We start from the raw sequence: 17,337 nt of genomic DNA, 5'->3' as shown, positions 1-17,337 counted from the left end.
ATTCAGCACCTGAAATGCCGGAAAGAGTGGTTTGCGAGTAAATTAACCTCTAATGCAGTGTGGATTAGAGTCCGGGGCGGATTATAAAGATAAAAACACCATATTGTCATACATAAAGTACGATTTTGTGCTGTTTTACGTCTGGTCGACGGTTTATCAAATTCACATATTAAAATCAGCAGCTTGTTATCACTGTCGCAATCCGCGTAAATTGGTTTTTTGGACACACTGGCGAGGGTGCTATGCAGGCATTATTGGTTATTGATATGCAAGGCTTTGTTACCGATAGAATTGACAGCGGTATGGAGCATTATCCGACGGACAGCATCAACAACATGCGTTCGGTCATTGCCACGTTTCGCGAAGCGGGCAAACCGGTGCTCCACGTCCGCCATCAAACCCTCGAACCGGGTTCGCCGATGCATACTTCATCACCGCATTTTTTACCGGTTGAGGGCTTTGGCGAGCAATCGGGAGAAGTGGTCTTTGTGAAGCATACTTCTTCGGCGTTTAGTTCAACCGATCTCTATGCGTGGCTGCAAGGTGAAAATATCCGTGAAGTTGCGGTTATCGGTGCGGTGGCGGGATTCTGCGTGAACTCCACAATTCGCGCGGGTTCCGATCTGGGGCTGTCGATGACCGTGGTTCGCGATGCAGTGCTGAGTTTTCCGCTGACGGATGATGGCCTCAATGCAAAAGCGATTTATGACGTAACGCTGGGGCTGCTGGAAGCTGGATTTGCACGCGGTGTACAGTCGGCAGAGATAGCAGTTTGATTTTTTATACAAAATATTGCCACCTGGCTAAAGGTTAGTCAGGTGGCAGCATAATCACGTTGTTTTAAAGTCGTGTGGTGTCAGACTTCCCGAGGGTTCTATTTTTACACCCAGCATAATCTGCTGTTAGACTCTCCATTATTCCCAGGCGTGAGGCGCGAACAGATAGCCTTTATTGCGAACCGTCTTAATACGATACGGCTCGGTGGCGCTATCGAGCAATTTCTTACGTAAGCGCGAGATGGCAACGTCAACGCTGCGGTCCATCCCGTCATAGCTCACCCCGCGCAGGTTTTTCAGAAGTGCGTCGCGGTCCATAATCTGCCCCGCATGCGTGGCCAGCTCCCACAGCAGTTCAAAATCAGCGGTCGACAGCGCGATATTATCGCCGCTCAGCAGCACCTGACGATTGACCGGATCAATGGAAAGAGTACCGAAACGCAGCGCCTTGTGTGGGGTAAGCGTTGGTTGCGCGGCCGCAATGCTGTTGCTGGTGGTGGTGTTCTGTCGCAGATGCAAACGCAGACGTGCTAGCAGCACGGCCGGCGGCGTGGTTTTGAGAATGTAGTCGTTGGCACCCATTTCCAGCGACAAGATATGGTTCATGTCGCTATCGAGCGAAGTGAGCAATACGATCGGCCCTTGCCACTGTCCGCGCAGGTCGCGGCAAAGCGTCATGCCATCTTTTCCCGGCAGCATAATATCCAGCAGCACCAGATCGGGGTTTTCACGGGCAATCGTTGCTTCGGCATTATCACCGCGCGGTTCAACGACGACATCCATATCATGCTTGCCGAGGTAGGCGGCGATCAGCGCCCCAACATCGGGATCATCTTCAACATAAACGATCTTATTCATTGCTCTACATCATGGCTGGCGAAAACGCTACGATACCGAAAAACACGCAATTATCACAGGCACAAATCATTCGTGGTCAGGCAAACATTGCAAATGACCGTGTCGTACGCCGCGTTGAGATATCACATCATCCGCAAAATGCTGTACGTCGCCCATGTCGCCTTTGAGCACGGCAATTTCCAGGCAGTCCTCGTGATTGATATGCACGTGTAGAGTTGATACCGAAAGATCGTGTTGGTGATGCTGAGAGGAGACCAGTCGGCTAGCTAAATCACGTTTCTCATGCTCATAAACGTAGGAGAGTACCGCGAAACCCTGGGTTCCGTGCTGCTGGGTCGATTCCTGCGCCAGCGTATCGCGCAGAATATCGCGGATGGCTTCCGAACGATTGTGGTAGCCACGGCGCTGGCTCAGGTTATCGAGCGTGACCAGTAAATCATCATCAAGAGTTATCGTAACGCGTTGCATCGCTTTAGACCTTATTTCGGTGAAGGGGGAAGGCGGGAAGAACGGCCTGCTGTAGTTCGCGCCCGGCAGGAGAGGTTAGGGTCAGTGTGTCGCTGATAATCTGGGTCTCAATGATTTGTCCCTCATCCATTACCATCACCCGCTGGCAAAACCGTTCAACCAGGCGTAAGTCGTGGGTAATAAACAGGCATGCGGTGCCCAACTGCCGCTGCAGTTTTTTAAGCAGGGCGATGACACCCGCCTGTAACACCAAATCCAGATTGGAAACGGCTTCATCGAGGATCAGCAGCTTTGGCTCCACCGCCAGCGCGCGCGCGAGACACACTCGCTGGAGCTGACCGCCACTCAACTGGGGTGGCCTTTTGTCGAGCACACTGTCGTCGAGATCGACGGCATTCAGCATTGCGCTTGCTCGCGCCAGCTGCTCACTTTTATTTAGCGACAGCAGATGACGCATGGGCTCTCGTAAAATATCACGTACGGTTTTGCGTGGATTGACCGCGCTGATGGAGTCCTGAAACACCATCTGAATTTCCCGACGAAACGCCTTTTTTCTCGCGCGGTTGAGCGTTTTGAGGGGAGCACCGCGCCAGCAAACCGTTCCCTGTGCAGGATGCTCCAGCCCTACCAGCAGACGCGCTAAGGTACTTTTTCCGCAGCCGCTACGTCCTAGCAGCGCAACGGTTTCGCCGTCTTTCAATGCCAATGAAACATCATTGAGCGCCGTGGTTCCTTGATAATGATGTGACGCTGTCGCGACAGCCAGTAACGTCATGATGATAACTCCAGGCCGTAGAGGGCGAGATGCGCCGCCACCAGATGACGGGTGACGTGATGCTGGGGGGCATGAAATACGGTTTCGACATCACCTTGTTCAACGATGACGCCGTTATCCATGACCGCGACATCGTCAGCCAGACGGGCCACGACACCCATATCGTGAGTGACCAGCAGCAGACCCGGTTGACGGGTTTTCATCATCCTGGCCAGCAGATCGAGAATGCGCGCTTGGGCGACCACGTCGAGGTCGGTGGTCGGTTCATCGGCGACGATAAACGGCGCATCACACAGAATGGCCATGGCGATCATCATGCGCTGCAGCATGCCGCCACTCATTTCAAATGGATAGAGCCTCATGACACGTTCGGCATCCGCCAACCCTACGGCGGCGAGTGCCTCGCAAAGCGTAGCGTCGTCGGCGGGTTTACCCAACGCGCGGCAAGTCTCCCGCGCGTGATTCGCCATGGTATGCAGTGGGTTAAATGCGCTGCGCGGATTTTGCATAATGGTCGCAATGGTGCCGCCACGCAAATCAGCGGGTGAGACCGGACGGCCATCGGCGAGAAGCGTTCCTGCAGTTTGGCGTACGCCAGCGGGTAAAATGCCGAGCGCCGCCGCGCAGGTGAGTGATTTTCCACTGCCGCTACCGCCGACCAGCGCCAGCACGCGGCCACGCTGAATGGTCAACGAAACGTCACGTACCAGCGGGCGCTCAGCCTGGAGGGCAAAATTATGTATTTCAATGTGTTGCGGCATCAGTGCGCGGCCTCCGTCACCAGATGAGGATCGAGGTGATCGCGTAGCGCATCACCCAGCAGATTAAATGCCATAACGCAGATAAACAGCATCAGACCCGGCCAGAACATTTGCAACGGCTGGGTCCAGATATACTGGCGCGCGTCGTTAATCATCACCCCCCATTCGGCGGTTGGCGCCGTAACGCCAAGGCCGAGGAAGGACATTCCGGCGACGTGCAGCATCATATGGCCGATATCCAGCGTGGCCAGCACCAGCAGAGAGGGTATAACTGCGCCTGCCAGATGGTCGCTAAACACCCGCAGATGTCCAGCGCCAGAAAGCCGTGAAGCAAGCACAAATTCGCGCTGACGCAGGGCAATGGTCAGGCTGCGCACCATACGTGCATACCATGCCCAGTGCGACAGGGCGATGGCAATAATCACGTTGGTCAACCCCGTGCCCAATACACCGACCATAAAGAACGACAGAATCGAAGTCGGGAAGGTCATAAACATGTCGGCGACGCGCATGGTGAGCTGATCAACGCGACCTCCGATAAGCCCGGCGCTGCCGCCGATTATGATGCCAAGTACCAGCACCAGCAGCAGACAAGCCATCACCGAGCCTAGCGAGACGCGAGTAGCAGCCAGCAGACGGGAAAAAATATCGCGTCCCAGATGATCGGTGCCCAGCCAATGCTGAACACCGGCACCCTGTAAACGCGACGGTAGATCAATGGCCTGCGGATCGTAGGGCAGCCACCACTGGCTGGTGAGCGCGACCAGTGCCAGTGCGGCGATAATGATCATCGCCAGGCGAACCGACCCACGGGAGGAGAGGAAAAACTTCATGAATGCGCTCCTTCATGACGGCGAATACGGGGATCCAGCGCGGCATTCAGCAGATCGACCACTAAATTACAGACCACGAAAACAATCACCATCATCAGCGTAAAGCACTGGATAACCGGGTAGTCACGATTAAAAATCGCCGACACCGCGTAGCGGCCTACGCCCGGCCAGGCAAAGATATTCTCGATAATCATCGTCCCACCAATCAGCTCGCCAATGTGCATGCCGACCGCGGTCACGACCGGCAGCGAGGCATTGCGTAAAATATGGCGGCGCTCGGTTTGCCTGTCGCTCAGGCCACGCAGTTTCGCCCAGGTGACGTGGCGCTGCCCGGCCACGTCGAGCATGCTGGCCCGCAGCAGGCGAGCATTAATCGCCAGCGACATAAAGGCAATCGACACGGCGGGAAGAATCAAGTGCTGCCAGCCGCCGTAGCCCAGCGCCGGTAACCATTGCAAATAAACCGAGAACAGCATCACCAACAGAAACGCCAGCCAGAAATTGGGCATGGATACGCCGAGAAAAGCGATAATCCGCACCACAAAATCCGGCAGGCGATCGCGATGACGTGCCGCCCAAATGCCCAGTGGGACGGAGGTTAGCAGTATCAGCACCAGCGCGGCACCTGCCAGCTCCAGGGTGGCGGGCAGGAAGTTCAGCATGTCATCCAACACCGGACGTTGGCTGGCGAATGAAATACCAAAATCGAGATGCAGCGCTTTCCACAACCAGCTGCCGTACTGCACGACCAATGGCTGATTCAGCCCCAGCATGACGCGCGTTGAAGCAACCATATCCGGCGTTGGCGGCAGGTTGGAGAGCCGTAAATAGTCGAGTGCCGGGTCACCGGTGCCCAAACGCAGCAGCAGGAAGATAATCACTGACGCAGCTAACACCATTGGGATCAGCAGCGCCACGCGCCGTAATACATAGCGCAGCATCAGCGTTTCTCCGGGGTCATCTGTTCGAACGGGATATCCGAGGCAATCGGCGCGAAGGGGATTTTTCCCAGCGACGGTTTGGCGACAACCATCATCGAGATATAGCTGATGGGCAGATAGACCGCGTCATTGTGTAGGCGCGTGAGAATATCGCGGTACAGCGCCTGGCGTTGGGTCACATCGCGAGTTTCCATCACTTGGCCAATCTCTTTATCGATAATCGGTTTGTCGGCAAGCCCTTGCTGCGCCTGGAAATCAGCGTGTGACGGTACGCGCATCGAACTCATAAACGCGTGCGGATCGTACGGCGCGCCCCAGGTGCGGTTGAAGATCATGCCAAAACGCCCATCGCGCTGGCGGGCATAAATGCTGCTTTCTTCCTCACCAACCAGCACCACGTCGACGCCCACTTTACGCATATCCGCTTGCATAATTTCGGCCATCGATTTGCTGAGCGCGTCGGTGCCGATAAAGGCCAGTTCGATGCGCAGCGGTTGTCCGTCCTTCTCACGGATGACTTTTCCGTTTGGCAGGCCCCAGCCTGCTTTTTCCAGCAGGGATTTTGCTAGCTGCGGGTCGTACTGGCGTGGTTTCAGGCCGATGTCGGCGTAGGGAACGGATGGCGCAAACAGGGTGTCGGCGACCTGCTGGGTGCCGTACAGCACGTTGTCGATTAGTGCTTTCTTATCCACCGCGTGGTTTAACGCTTCACGCACTGACAGTTCTCGGGTTGGGGATTTTGCCGAATTCAGCGCCAGCATGACCGTTTCAATCGGCTGAGAGAGTTGCGTGCGGTAGGTTGGGATGTGGCTAAAGCGGGCGAAGGTGTCGAGCGGCAGCAAGCCTTCGTTGCCGTACAGCAGGTCGATATCGCCCGTTTCAAATGCGACGGCGCGGGTGGTTGGGTCCGGGATTACCTTGACGGTAATCTTCTGCAATGCCGGTTTTTCCCCCCAGTAACGATCGTTACGCACTAGCACGTCGTATTGATTAAGTTTTGACTCGGTGAGGACCCACGGCCCTGTGCCGATCGGCGTTTTAATCCCGTGTAGTGTTTCGTTATCTTTAAACTGCGATGGGGCGATAAAACGGAAAGGGCGCGGCAGGGCGAGTTCTTGCAGGAATGGGTAATAGGCGCTTTTCAGGCGGATTTGCAGCCGATAATCGTCGAGCGCGTTGACATCGACAATTTGATTCACCAATTCCAGCCAGGCGTGGCGCTGGCGGTTATCGAGCACCACCCGGAAATTTTCGGCAGCGGCGCGTGCATTAAAGGCTTCGCCGTTGGAGAACGTGACATCCTGGCGCAGGGTGAAGATCCAGGTTTTGCCGTCTTCCGAATGTGTCCAACGGGTTGCCAGCCACGGTGCCACTGAACCATCTGCCTGATATTTTACCAGCGGTTCATACACCATACTTTGGGCAAACATCTGGTTCGGCGTATACAGATGCGGGTTGAGCGGGCCGACGTTGACCGGCCAGGCCATGTTAATTTGGTTGAGAGCGGAGGCGTGGGCAAAGAGAGGGACGCAGGTGAGCAGCGCCAAAAGCGAGCGGCGTAGACTGGACAAAACAATGGCCTTAATGATGGAGGTATACAACTAAAAGAGTATGACGATTGTAAGGATTCATCATACGAATGGGGTGAGCGAGATCAAGTTAAGCCCTATTACTGTGGGTAATGGCGACGACGTTTTCTATTCATAATCAAAAGCGTATCCGCTATGCTGAGACAACATGTTGTCTAGCGGTGAAAAATGAAATGGGGTTGTTAATTAAGGCGCTGCTCGGGGCGCTGGTGGTGGTACTGATTGGCGTACTGGCGAAAACCAAAAATTACGCCATTGCCGGGCTGATTCCGCTGTTTCCAACGTTTGCGCTGATCGCGCATTATATTGTCGCCAGCGAGCGGGGAACGGAGGCGCTGCGCGCCACCATTGTGTTTGGTATGTGGTCGATTATCCCGTATTTTCTCTACCTGCTGTCGCTTTGGTACTTCACCGGGATGATGCGCCTGCCGCTGGCGCTAGCAGGCGCGGTGGCCTGCTGGGGCGTGAGCGCCTGGCTGCTGATTTTTCTGTGGGGCCGCTTGCACTAAACCAGTGGACGACCGCCGTCGACCGCAAAGGTACGGCCGGTGACGTAGCAGCTGCCGAGGATGTAATCCACGAGATCGATAATCTCTTTCTCCCCGGCGGCTATCTTCATGAGCGACTTATTCAACGCTTTCTGACGATACGCCTCATCATCGTCTTCGTTAAACAGCACCAGCGCTGGTGCAATAGCATTCACCTTCACTTCTGGCGCAAGCTTACGGGCAAACGAGCGGGTCATATTATCCAGCGCCGCTTTACTGGCAGCATAGGCGATATGTTTGTCGCTGCCGCGTTCAACCACATAATCAGTAAAGTGAATAATATCGCCCTCGGCATGTCCATGCCCGCGCAGCAGATCTTCCAGCGCGTGATTGAGCAGGTAGGGGGCGTGGACGTGAATTTGCAGCATGGAATTCAGCACGTGGCTTAACGAAGCGGTTGGGCTTTCGGCCAGCCAGCCGCTGGCGTTATGCAGTACGGCACGCAGGCTGGTGCACTGTTCTCTGACCTTGTCGGCAAAAGTATAAATGCCTTCATCGGTGGAGAAATCGGCTTCAATACAGACCGCGCCCGCTTTTCGCATCACGTCAATCGCCGGATAATGGGTGCGGTAACTGAGGATCACCGGTTGCTGCTGGGTGAGAAAATGGTGGGCAAGGGCGAGGCCGATGCGACGGCCTCCACCGGTTATCAGGATTGGACGTGATAGCATATTTCCCATCGTTTTTTCCTTATCAAATTGACGATGAGGCCGCGCACGTTACCTCACCAACATCCACGTTGCCGGAACGGCGGCAACCAGCAGCAGGCCAATCAAGGCCAGTTCGCGACGCTTAAGCAGAACATTATCGACATGCGTGCGTCGCGCATAAATAAACACCAACAGTCCCGGCGCATAGAGCACCACCGACAGCAGCAGATGCATCGGTCCGGAAGCATATAATAACCATAAGCCATAAATACAGGCTCCGACACCAATCACCTTATGTAATGGGCGACGAGCGACCTTTAATAAGAATGCGCCGACGAGAAAATACGGCACCAGAATCATTTCAGAGGCGATGGTCAGCAAGGTGTTGTAGTCGGAACCGGTCAGCCAGATCAGCACCAGACTTGCCTGCACGCTGAGGTTAGTGAGCCACAGAGATGCGGAAGGGGCGTTATTGGCGTTCTGACGTGCAAAGACGCGCGGGAAGGCTTTATGCGTCGCCGCCAGCAGCGGGACTTCTGCCGCCATAATCGTCCAGCTCAAATAGGCGCCGCAGACGGAAATAATCAACCCGGCGGCAATCACGATCTCACCCCAGGAGCCCATCATGCGCACCATCAAACCGGCCATTGACGGGTTACGCATTTCCGCCAGCTCAGGACGCGCCACCACGCCCATCGACAGCAGCGTAACCAGCAGATAGACGCACAGCGCAGAAATCACCGCCAGCAGTGTTGCGCGGCCGACATCCTTTTTATTACGTGCACGCGCGGAAACGACCACAGCGCCTTCCACACCGATAAACACCCACAGAGTGATGAGCATCGTGTTCTTCACCTGCTCCCATACCGGTACGCCTAAATCGATACCGTGGAAGTCCAGCGTGAAAACGTCGCTATTAAAGGCAATGGCGGCGAGGACGATAAACAGCCCCAGAGGCACCAGCTTGGCGAGCGTCGCGGCGAGGTTGATACTGGCGGCTGTCTGTACGCCGCGCAGCACCAGAAAATGCACCACCCACAACAGTACGGATGCCCCGACAATGGACTGCCAGGTGTTACCGTCGCCAAACAGGCGCAGTTCCGGCGTATCGGTAAAGAAACTCAGGGCGGAAAAGACGATGACCAGATAAGAGACGTTGGCAATCACCGCGCAGAGCCAGTAGCCCCAGGCAGAGCAAAAGCCGACAAGTTCACCAAATCCTTCACGCGCATAGGTAAAGATGCCGCCGTCCAAATCCGGACGAATGCGGGTCAGCACCAGCATGGCGACAGCCAGGAACAGAATGCCGACGCCGGTAATGGCCCAGCCAATCAGCAAGGCGGCAGGGCTGGCAACTTCTGCCATGTTTTGCGGCAAACTAAAAACGCCCGCACCGAGCATAGAGCTCAGAACCAGAGCGGTCAGGGCGCTAAGCCCTAATTTCTTTTCCATGTGAATCCTGTCGTGGAAGGAGAAGAACAAGAATATTTATTTGGCGAAATCGCATAAACATGGAGGATTGCGCTGAGGCGGCGATTTTACGGAGAGAGATGCGCACATGCAACAGGGGTATGGCTGAAAGGGATAAAAAAGGCGGCTTGCGCCGCCTTTCGGTGAGGATTATTTATACAGGTCGGCGCTGATGGTGACGTTACCGCCACGCTCTTGCCACTGACGCGTAATGTGATAGTACTTCGCGTCTTTCTTCGCGGCGCGTTTTGCCACCTGGTAGGACACTTCGGTCATGTTGCCGTAGTTACCGGTGAACTTGATGCTGTCGAAAGGCACCATCTGTGCGGCGGCTACTTTGTTCAGCTCTTCTACTTTAGTTCCGTCCGGCAGCGTGACACTGTAACGCCCGCCTTTCGAGGACTGAGTTTCAAAGAATCGGCCTACACCCGTACCGGAACCCACGGCTGCGGTAGTGGCCACCCCTGGGATTTCAACCTGTTTCGCCGCTTCGCCGCCTGCTGCCAGCGCTTTACGACCAGCATCAGAATCCGCTGGAATTGCGTCCGGGCTCTGCAGTACGCGTTTTTCAGCATCGGCTTTGTAGATGTAAGCGGTAATGCGCTGGTTGCCGCCATCGTTAGCATCAACCTGACGCACGATAAAGAAGGAGGCTGCACCTTTGGCTTTCGCCGCTTTGGTGATGGCGTCGTTGACTTCAGGCTGGCTGCGGTAGAAGCCCTGAACGGTGACGGTATCGTAAGGAACCAGCGCGACGGCCTGGTCTTTTGGCAGTTCCATCACGCCGTTAATTACGCGGTTTTTCGGCACGTCGGCTTTAGGCGCGTCTTCTTTATAGAAATCGGCTGTTACGCGCCAGTTCCCGCTGTTGCCGTAGTCAGAGGTGTCGACAACGTAAAAAGAGGCTGCGCCTTCTTTGTCCGCTTTACGGGACATTGCCTGTACCGCATCGCCAATGGCGGTATAGCGACCGGTAATCACAACGCGGTCATAAGGTTTTAGTGCGGACGCTTGCTCCGGGGTCAGCTCCGTGGCTGCGTGAGCGGACATCGCCGCGGCAGACAACATGGCGGACACGAGGAGGGTGTTCTTAAGCTTCATAAAAATAATCCTTCGCCTTGCGCAAACCAAATTCGGGAAATGTTGTTAACAGGAAAACATCTGATTATGGCATTGAAATGACTCCACTGTCTGCGTCATTTTTAACTTCAGATGCGAACCCGGTGACGGTTTTGGATAACTTTTCCTGATATGTTGAAAAAACGGGCGCTTGACCAGTAAAAGCGGTCAACCATATGACTTTTTTAAGTTAATGGAATGTTAATTGCCCTATCTCGCCCGAGAATAATCATGTTTTCCCGTGCTGATTAAGCGAATTATGAGGCCTGCTTATCAAATCGGGGTAAATATCGCTGTTTGTAGCCCTGTGAACTCATTATTTGGCATTTAATGCAAAATAGTAATTTTTGGCGCTAGATCACAATCGGTATTTTCAGTAGGTTATAGTCAGTTTGTTACTGTTTTATTTATTCAGGTTGTTCGCCTGTTAGCTCGCAATGGGTTACCCGCAACAAACTGGCAAAACGGCAAACCATCATATAAGAACCGATGGAAGGGAATAGTTATGCGTATTGGTGTACCAAAAGAGAGGTGGGCCCAGGAAACGCGAGTAGCAGCAACGCCGAAAACGGTGGAGCAGCTGCTTAAGCTCGGTTTCAGCGTGGCAATTGAAAGTGGCGCAGGAAAACTGGCCAGCTTTGATGATGAAGCATTTGTGCAAGCGGGCGCTGAAATCGTCTCCGCTGAAGCGGTCTGGCAGTCGGATGTTATTCTTAAGGTCAACGCGCCAACGGAAGATGAGATCCCGAATCTCAATCCGGGCACGACGCTGATTAGCTTTATCTGGCCGGCACAGAACGCCGAACTGATGGCTAAGCTTGCCGAACGTCACATTAACGTGATGGCAATGGACTCCGTCCCGCGTATCTCCCGCGCTCAGTCGCTGGATGCGCTCAGCTCAATGGCTAACATTGCCGGTTACCGTGCCATTGTGGAAGCTGCCCACGAGTTTGGTCGCTTCTTTACCGGGCAAATCACCGCCGCCGGTAAGGTCCCTCCTGCAAAAGTGATGGTGATTGGTGCTGGTGTTGCCGGCCTTGCCGCCATTGGTGCTGCAAACAGCCTTGGCGCCATTGTGCGCGCATTTGACACCCGCCCTGAAGTAAAAGAGCAGGTGCAGAGTATGGGCGCCGAATTCCTTGAACTCGACTTCAAAGAAGAAGCTGGCAGCGGCGATGGCTATGCGAAAGTCATGTCCGAAGCCTTTATCGCTGCGGAAATGGCGCTATTTGCCGCTCAGGCGAAAGAAGTCGATATTATCGTGACCACCGCGCTAATTCCGGGCAAACCTGCACCGAAGCTGATCACGCGCGAAATGGTGGATTCCATGACGCCAGGTAGCGTCGTGGTTGATCTGGCGGCGCAAAACGGCGGCAACTGTGAATACACCGTGCCGGGTGAAGTGTTCACCACCGCGAATGGCGTGAAGGTGATTGGCTATACCGACCTTGCTGGACGCCTGCCAACCCAGTCTTCTCAGCTGTACGGCACCAACCTGGTCAACTTGCTCAAACTGCTGTGTAAGGAAAAAGACGGGAACGTCACCATCGATTTTGACGACGTCGTGATTCGTGGCGTTACGGTAATTCGCGAAGGTGAAGTGACCTGGCCGGCACCGCCTATTCAGGTTTCAGCACAGCCGCAGGCGGCCCCGAAAGCCGTTGAGACACCAAAAGAAGCGGAAAAACCGGCTTCACCGTGGCGCAAATATGCGCTGATGGCGCTGGCGATTATTCTGTTTGGCTGGCTGGCCAACGTTGCGCCGAAAGAGTTCCTCGGTCACTTTACCGTCTTTGCGCTCTCCTGCGTGGTGGGTTACTACGTGGTGTGGAACGTGTCGCATGCGCTGCATACGCCGCTGATGTCGGTCACCAATGCTATCTCCGGCATTATTGTGGTCGGTGCGTTACTGCAGATCGGCCACGGCGGTTGGGTCAGCTTCCTGAGTTTTATCGCGGTACTGATCGCCAGTATTAATATTTTTGGTGGTTTCACCGTCACTCAGCGCATGCTGAAAATGTTCCGCAAAGGATAAGGGGTAACAAATGTCTGGTGGATTAGTTACAGCTGCATACATTGTTGCCGCGATCCTATTTATTTTTAGCCTGGCGGGGCTGTCAAAACACGAAACGTCACAGCAGGGCAACTACTTCGGTATTGCCGGTATGGCGATTGCGCTGATTGCGACCATCCTCGGGCCGGACAGCCATAACGTTGGCTGGATTATCCTGGCGATGATCATCGGCGGCGCGATTGGTATTCGTCTGGCGAAGAAAGTTGAAATGACCGAAATGCCGGAGCTGGTTGCCGTCCTGCACAGCTTTGTGGGTCTGGCCGCGGTGCTGGTTGGTTTTAACAGCTACCTGCAGCACGAAACTGGCATGGAGCAAATTCTGGTCAATATTCATCTGACCGAAGTGTTCCTTGGCATCTTCATTGGTGCGGTAACCTTTACCGGTTCTATCGTGGCGTTCGGCAAGCTGTGCGGCAAAATGTCCTCTAAACCGCTGATGCTGCCTAATCGTCACAAGCTGAACCTGGCGGCGCTGGTGGTGTCTTTCCTGCTGCTGATTGCATTTGTACGCACCGATAGCGTCGGAACTCAGGTTCTGTGCCTGCTTATCATGACCGTTATCGCGTTGGCATTTGGTTGGCATCTGGTGGCCTCCATCGGCGGGGCTGATATGCCGGTCGTGGTTTCCATGCTGAACTCTTACTCCGGTTGGGCGGCGGCGGCGGCGGGCTTTATGCTCAGCAACGACTTGCTGATTGTGACCGGTGCGTTGGTCGGTTCGTCCGGTGCGATTCTGTCGTACATTATGTGTAAGGCGATGAACCGTTCGTTCTTCAGCGTGATTGCCGGTGGTTTTGGTACCGATGGTTCCTCAACCGGTAGCGACGAAGAAGTGGGTGAGCACCGTGAAATTAGTGCTGAAGAAACGGCGGAAATGCTGAAGGAATCCCACTCGGTTATCATCACCCCAGGTTATGGGATGGCGGTTGCTCAGGCACAGTATCCGGTGGCAGAGATCACCGAAAAACTGCGTGCACGTGGCGTGAAAGTCCGCTTCGGTATTCACCCGGTTGCCGGGCGTCTGCCGGGCCACATGAACGTACTGCTGGCGGAAGCCAAGGTGCCTTACGATATCGTGCTGGAGATGGATGAAATCAATGATGATTTCTCTGATACCGACACCGTGCTGGTTATCGGCGCGAACGATACGGTAAACCCCGCTGCGCTTGACGATCCGAAGAGCCCAATTGCCGGCATGCCGGTGCTCGAGGTATGGAAAGCACAGAACGTTATCGTCTTCAAACGCTCGATGAACACCGGCTACGCTGGAGTGCAGAATCCGCTGTTCTTTAAAGAGAACACCCAGATGCTGTTTGGCGATGCCAAAGCCAGCGTGGATGCGATTCTGAAAGCGCTCTGATTTTTTTGTAAACGTCTGAAGCCGCCGGTGACGTAGCCTGGCGGCTTTTTTATTTGTCTGGTGATTGTTTTTGGTCAAAAAACGCGCACTCAATGGTGTTATACTGTGCAAAGTCGTCCACATCTATGAGGAAATTATGGATACCTTGTTAACGCCAGCACAGTTGGCAATCGAATTTCTCCGCCGTGATACCACGTCTTTAACTCCCGCGCAGTACCTGAAACGCGTTAAACAGCTCGAACTGGAATTTGCCGATCTGATGGCGCTATCCTCCATCGAACTGAAAGAAGAAATCGATTTTGCCTGGCGACTAGGGCTCCACTGATATTCCTTCCAGGGCAGACAGAACCGCCTAATGCTGAGCGGTGAGTCATGCAGCAGAGATAAAAAAACCGGCTTGCGCCGGTTTTTTTGTGCCTGAGTGAAAAATCAATCGTCTTCTTCGTCATCCATTTCGACGGGAGTCTGATAATCGTTCGGCTTAATCGCAAGCAGGTCACAGCGTAGGTGATCGATAACCTGTTCTGCGGTATTCCCCAGGAAGGCGGCAGAAATGCCGGTACGCCCCACGGTACCCAGCACCACGATACCGGCATCAAGGTGCGCGGCCAAATCAGGAATCACTTCCTCAGGCAGCCCTTTCTCAACGTGGGTAAACTTCTCATCAATGCTGAATTTTTGACGCAACGACTTCATCGCGAGCAGATGCTGGCCGCGAATCGCATCGTTGTAAACGCTTGGGTCAAAATCAGGCAGCTCAATCGCAATGTTGATTGGCGTGACCGGATAAGCACCGATCAGATGAACCTCGGTATGGTTAACCTGTTCGGCAAGTTCCAGGGTTTCCTTAACCAGCTTCTCGTTCAACGCATTGTGATACGCCTCTTCGCTGGCGAGATTGACGGCCACCAGCGCTTTCCCGCCTTCTGGCCAAGGCTGGTCTTTCACCATCCATACCGGGCATGGGCATTTACGCAGAAGGTGCCAGTCGGTTGGGGTGAAAATAACGGATTCGAGTTTATCGTGCTGGTGGGCCATCTTCAGCATGAGGTCATGGCCGCCGCTGATCACTTCCTGGATAATCGCTTCGAACGGACGATTATGCCAAACCACTTTAATCTCTAGCGGTACACCCGCATCCAGATAGTATTTCGCCTGCTCGCGGATCCATGCGGTACGCTGGCTAATCACGCCCTGGCGCATTGCGGTACGCTCATCGGGAGACAGAAGGGTCGTCATCTCATAGGAAAAATCATAGATCGGTAAAAACGCTTTAATGCGACCGCCAATCCGTTGATGCAGATAAACAGCGCGTCGCAGCGCGGGTTGATCGTCCTGATTGGGATCGATAGCAACGAGCATGTTCTGATACTTGGCCATACAGGGTCTCCTTACAGCTGTAACCACAGTTTGTCAGTAAAAGATAACTCATATAGCGGGAATGAAACAGGGGAGAACCTTTGCCAGATCAATAAATCAGGATAAATACCCAGTCATTTGGGCGCTAGCTTGAGGCGTTTTGGACGACGTTCTCCGGTGTGGACGTCCGGCAAATAGGCTGCGACAGGACCTTTAGTCGACGTTGATTTCTTTATGATCCTGAGCCAGCAGGGCGATAACCAACTCAACGTAGGTGAGCGGTTTATAAAAATAATAGCCTTGCATTAACGCGATGTTTTTACGATTGAGATATTCCAGTTGCTCCGCGGTTTCTACGCCCTCGGCCACGATTTGCAACGAAAGCTTATTCACCATATCAAGCACGCAGTCCAGCAACATGGTGGAGTCCTCATGGCTATCTACGCGGCTGACGAAGCTTTGATCAATTTTGATAAAATCGATATTTAAATCGTGTAGGTAAGAAATTCCTGAATATCCGGTACCAAAATCATCCAGCGCGATAAAAAATCCATGGCGCTGCAAATTATTCACATTGGCGATTAAATGGTCGTCAATGTGTAGCGGTTCGCGTTCGGTTAATTCCAGCACCAGTTTTAAATGGTCGTGCTGAAATCTATCCTGATACTGCAGGCAATCTGCCATAAATGTGGGATTGCTGAGTTGTGATGCACTGAAATTGATACCAATGTGAAAGCCCTTTGGCAATTTACTGGCAATCTTATTCATCTGAGGGATAACTTGATCCATTAGCCTTTTCGTTAGCGGGATAATTAAACCCGTTTTTTCGGCAAGCGGAATAAACGTTGAGGGGGAAATATACCCAACGCGGTCATGTTTCCAGCGCGCCAGCACTTCAACACCGTGTATTTTACCCGTTCGCCCATTCACGATTGGTTGATAGAACGGGATTATCTGACCATTCTCAATGGCACGCCGTAGATTTTCTTCGGGTGTGGTGTATTTATTCGCATATTTATACAACGTATAGGCTACGGTGCTGGAGAGAAATAGTATAAATAATAACAGCCCCGAACCTTGTTGTATGACACGTAACGGGCTGAAAAAGGGGGGAAGCTGATACTCAATGCTGAAAGGGTAACGGTGTGAACTCAGACTGCGTGTTGTTTTTTCATTAAGCGGCCCGGTGCTGATATCGCCAAGCGTCGCGAGTCTGTTGCCATCGATAACCAGGGAGTATCGGGTATCGGGGATATAACTACTTAAGGCGTCGCGAATATGCGCATCGCTGATACTGACAAATATTTTACCGTCGGACGAATGCGTTTGGTAAAGAAGCACCGGTAGGCTGTTGGTGGTTTGTTTTGCCGATAAAAGCAGTAATTTCATATTGGGTAAAACGGAAAGATTAACCAATAGCACGCGATTGCCGGGTAATGACGAACACCAAACCCGGTTAGCTTTGAGGATCGCGATGGTCCTGAGATGCGGATTTAGCGCAGCCTCAGTCCCCAGTCGGTATTGATTTTCCGCCGAGCAATTTTCGTTCGCGATGTTGAGCGCTGTTTTGGTCGCCAGACGCGCCTCATCGAGGATGGCGTCAATTTTATCGATGGTATGCATCGCACCCGTTAAGCTATTCGACTGTGCCGAATACCAAAGTTGGGCATTTAAAATAGCAACGCCGGCAATGAGCAGGAGAACTGAAAAACTCACTGGCAGTATGGCCGTGCGCATGAGTGTCCTCTTTTAAGTG

The 17,337-nt window shown here is 53.5% G+C and carries 17 protein-coding genes; 5 read left to right on the top strand and 12 right to left on the bottom strand.

Features of this window, described 5'->3' with window-relative positions:
* The first annotated feature begins 242 nt into the window (after positions 1 to 242).
* Positions 243 to 776, top strand: coding sequence for an isochorismatase family protein (locus KP80_RS09520; protein WP_052283399.1), 534 nt, complete (start codon positions 243 to 245; stop codon positions 774 to 776).
* Positions 777 to 914: 138 nt separating this feature from the next.
* Here the strand turns inward: KP80_RS09520 and rstA are convergent, their stop codons facing one another.
* The 7 genes from rstA to nikA form a co-directional block, all read right to left on the bottom strand.
* Positions 915 to 1,634, bottom strand: coding sequence for a two-component system response regulator RstA (gene rstA / locus KP80_RS09515; RefSeq protein WP_052283398.1), 720 nt, complete (start codon positions 1,632 to 1,634; stop codon positions 915 to 917).
* Positions 1,635 to 1,700: 66 nt separating this feature from the next.
* Entirely contained in the window at positions 1,701 to 2,102 is a 402-nt protein-coding gene (gene nikR / locus KP80_RS09510; protein ID WP_052283397.1) for a nickel-responsive transcriptional regulator NikR, read from the bottom strand.
* Positions 2,103 to 2,106: 4 nt separating this feature from the next.
* Entirely contained in the window at positions 2,107 to 2,877 is a 771-nt protein-coding gene (gene nikE / locus KP80_RS09505) for a nickel import ATP-binding protein NikE (protein WP_052283396.1), read from the bottom strand.
* On the bottom strand, positions 2,874 to 3,638 hold the full coding sequence (nikD, locus tag KP80_RS09500) for a nickel import ATP-binding protein NikD (RefSeq protein WP_052283395.1): 765 nt from the start codon (positions 3,636 to 3,638) through the stop codon (positions 2,874 to 2,876). Before nikD ends, nikE begins: the two co-directional genes overlap by 4 nt.
* Positions 3,638 to 4,471: a nickel ABC transporter permease subunit NikC gene (nikC, locus tag KP80_RS09495; protein ID WP_052283394.1), complete on the bottom strand. Its 834-nt coding sequence runs from the start codon at positions 4,469 to 4,471 to the stop codon at positions 3,638 to 3,640. The genes nikD and nikC overlap by 1 nt, the downstream gene beginning before the upstream one ends.
* Positions 4,468 to 5,412 carry a nickel ABC transporter permease subunit NikB gene (gene nikB / locus KP80_RS09490; RefSeq protein ID WP_052283393.1) on the bottom strand — a complete coding sequence of 315 codons (945 nt, stop codon included), beginning with the start codon at positions 5,410 to 5,412 and terminating at the stop codon, positions 4,468 to 4,470. The genes nikC and nikB overlap by 4 nt, the downstream gene beginning before the upstream one ends.
* Positions 5,412 to 6,989 carry a nickel ABC transporter substrate-binding protein gene (gene nikA / locus KP80_RS09485; protein ID WP_197276150.1) on the bottom strand — a complete coding sequence of 526 codons (1,578 nt, stop codon included), beginning with the start codon at positions 6,987 to 6,989 and terminating at the stop codon, positions 5,412 to 5,414. Before nikA ends, nikB begins: the two co-directional genes overlap by 1 nt.
* A 185-nt stretch (positions 6,990 to 7,174) precedes the next feature.
* Here nikA and KP80_RS09480 point away from each other — a divergent pair, with 185 nt between their 5' ends.
* On the top strand, positions 7,175 to 7,510 hold the full coding sequence (locus tag KP80_RS09480; protein WP_052283391.1) for a GlpM family protein: 336 nt from the start codon (positions 7,175 to 7,177) through the stop codon (positions 7,508 to 7,510).
* Here KP80_RS09480 and folM read toward each other — a convergent pair.
* From folM to ydgH, 3 genes are all read right to left on the bottom strand, one after another.
* A complete protein-coding gene (gene folM / locus KP80_RS09475; RefSeq protein WP_052283390.1) occupies positions 7,507 to 8,229 on the bottom strand; it encodes a dihydromonapterin reductase in 723 nt (240 codons plus the stop codon). The two genes, KP80_RS09480 and folM, sit on opposite strands and share 4 nt — an antisense overlap.
* 39 nt (positions 8,230 to 8,268) lie before the next feature.
* Entirely contained in the window at positions 8,269 to 9,651 is a 1,383-nt protein-coding gene (locus tag KP80_RS09470) for an amino acid permease (protein WP_052283389.1), read from the bottom strand.
* Between the two features lie 168 nt (positions 9,652 to 9,819).
* The gene (gene ydgH / locus KP80_RS09465) at positions 9,820 to 10,770 is read right to left on the bottom strand and encodes a DUF1471 family protein YdgH (protein ID WP_052283388.1); all 951 of its coding nucleotides are present in this window, start codon (positions 10,768 to 10,770) and stop codon (positions 9,820 to 9,822) included.
* A gap of 523 nt (positions 10,771 to 11,293) precedes the next feature.
* On the opposite strand from ydgH, the gene pntA reads away from it, so the two are divergent.
* The 3 genes from pntA (at position 11,294) to KP80_RS09450 (ending at position 14,547) form a co-directional block, all read left to right on the top strand.
* Positions 11,294 to 12,823, top strand: a complete 1,530-nt coding sequence (gene pntA / locus KP80_RS09460) for a Re/Si-specific NAD(P)(+) transhydrogenase subunit alpha (RefSeq protein WP_052283387.1) — start codon at positions 11,294 to 11,296, stop codon at positions 12,821 to 12,823.
* A 10-nt stretch (positions 12,824 to 12,833) separates the two neighbouring features.
* Positions 12,834 to 14,222 (top strand): Re/Si-specific NAD(P)(+) transhydrogenase subunit beta, encoded by a 1,389-nt coding sequence (gene pntB, locus KP80_RS09455; RefSeq protein ID WP_052283386.1) that lies wholly within the window; start codon positions 12,834 to 12,836, stop codon positions 14,220 to 14,222.
* 136 nt (positions 14,223 to 14,358) lie between these two features.
* On the top strand, positions 14,359 to 14,547 hold the full coding sequence (locus tag KP80_RS09450) for a YdiH family protein (RefSeq protein WP_052283427.1): 189 nt from the start codon (positions 14,359 to 14,361) through the stop codon (positions 14,545 to 14,547).
* Positions 14,548 to 14,651: 104 nt separating this feature from the next.
* On the opposite strand, the gene uspE is transcribed toward KP80_RS09450, so the two are convergent.
* Positions 14,652 to 15,602, bottom strand: coding sequence for a universal stress protein UspE (uspE, locus tag KP80_RS09445; RefSeq protein ID WP_052283385.1), 951 nt, complete (start codon positions 15,600 to 15,602; stop codon positions 14,652 to 14,654).
* A gap of 192 nt (positions 15,603 to 15,794) precedes the next feature.
* Complete coding sequence (locus KP80_RS09440) at positions 15,795 to 17,318, bottom strand: EAL domain-containing protein (protein WP_052283384.1); 1,524 nt, start codon at positions 17,316 to 17,318, stop codon at positions 15,795 to 15,797.
* Between the last annotated feature and the right edge of the window lie 19 nt (positions 17,319 to 17,337).

This window comes from Kluyvera genomosp. 1, from assembly GCF_001266615.1.
In the GTDB taxonomy this organism is placed as follows: Bacteria; Pseudomonadota; Gammaproteobacteria; order Enterobacterales; family Enterobacteriaceae; genus Kluyvera; species Kluyvera cryocrescens_A.
The sequence above is the reverse complement of the archived record's forward strand: the minus strand, read 5'-3'. Positions and strand labels throughout refer to the sequence as shown.

Excerpts from the sequence above, each read along its gene's own strand:
- rstA (WP_052283398.1), bottom strand. The coding sequence starts at position 1,634 with ATGAATAAGATCGTTTATGTTGAAGATGATCCCGATGTTGGGGCGCTG.
- folM (WP_052283390.1), bottom strand. The coding sequence starts at position 8,229 with ATGGGAAATATGCTATCACGTCCAATCCTGATAACCGGTGGAGGCCGT.
- KP80_RS09440 (WP_052283384.1), bottom strand. The coding sequence starts at position 17,318 with ATGCGCACGGCCATACTGCCAGTGAGTTTTTCAGTTCTCCTGCTCATT.
- KP80_RS09450 (WP_052283427.1), top strand. The coding sequence starts at position 14,359 with ATGGATACCTTGTTAACGCCAGCACAGTTGGCAATCGAATTTCTCCGC.
- nikB (WP_052283393.1), bottom strand. The coding sequence starts at position 5,412 with ATGCTGCGCTATGTATTACGGCGCGTGGCGCTGCTGATCCCAATGGTG.
- pntA (WP_052283387.1), top strand. The coding sequence starts at position 11,294 with ATGCGTATTGGTGTACCAAAAGAGAGGTGGGCCCAGGAAACGCGAGTA.
- KP80_RS09480 (WP_052283391.1), top strand. The coding sequence starts at position 7,175 with ATGGGGTTGTTAATTAAGGCGCTGCTCGGGGCGCTGGTGGTGGTACTG.
- uspE (WP_052283385.1), bottom strand. The coding sequence starts at position 15,602 with ATGGCCAAGTATCAGAACATGCTCGTTGCTATCGATCCCAATCAGGAC.
- ydgH (WP_052283388.1), bottom strand. The coding sequence starts at position 10,770 with ATGAAGCTTAAGAACACCCTCCTCGTGTCCGCCATGTTGTCTGCCGCG.
- nikR (WP_052283397.1), bottom strand. The coding sequence starts at position 2,102 with ATGCAACGCGTTACGATAACTCTTGATGATGATTTACTGGTCACGCTC.
- KP80_RS09520 (WP_052283399.1), top strand. The coding sequence starts at position 243 with ATGCAGGCATTATTGGTTATTGATATGCAAGGCTTTGTTACCGATAGA.
- KP80_RS09470 (WP_052283389.1), bottom strand. The coding sequence starts at position 9,651 with ATGGAAAAGAAATTAGGGCTTAGCGCCCTGACCGCTCTGGTTCTGAGC.
- nikC (WP_052283394.1), bottom strand. The coding sequence starts at position 4,471 with ATGAAGTTTTTCCTCTCCTCCCGTGGGTCGGTTCGCCTGGCGATGATC.
- nikE (WP_052283396.1), bottom strand. The coding sequence starts at position 2,877 with ATGACGTTACTGGCTGTCGCGACAGCGTCACATCATTATCAAGGAACC.
- nikD (WP_052283395.1), bottom strand. The coding sequence starts at position 3,638 with ATGCCGCAACACATTGAAATACATAATTTTGCCCTCCAGGCTGAGCGC.
- pntB (WP_052283386.1), top strand. The coding sequence starts at position 12,834 with ATGTCTGGTGGATTAGTTACAGCTGCATACATTGTTGCCGCGATCCTA.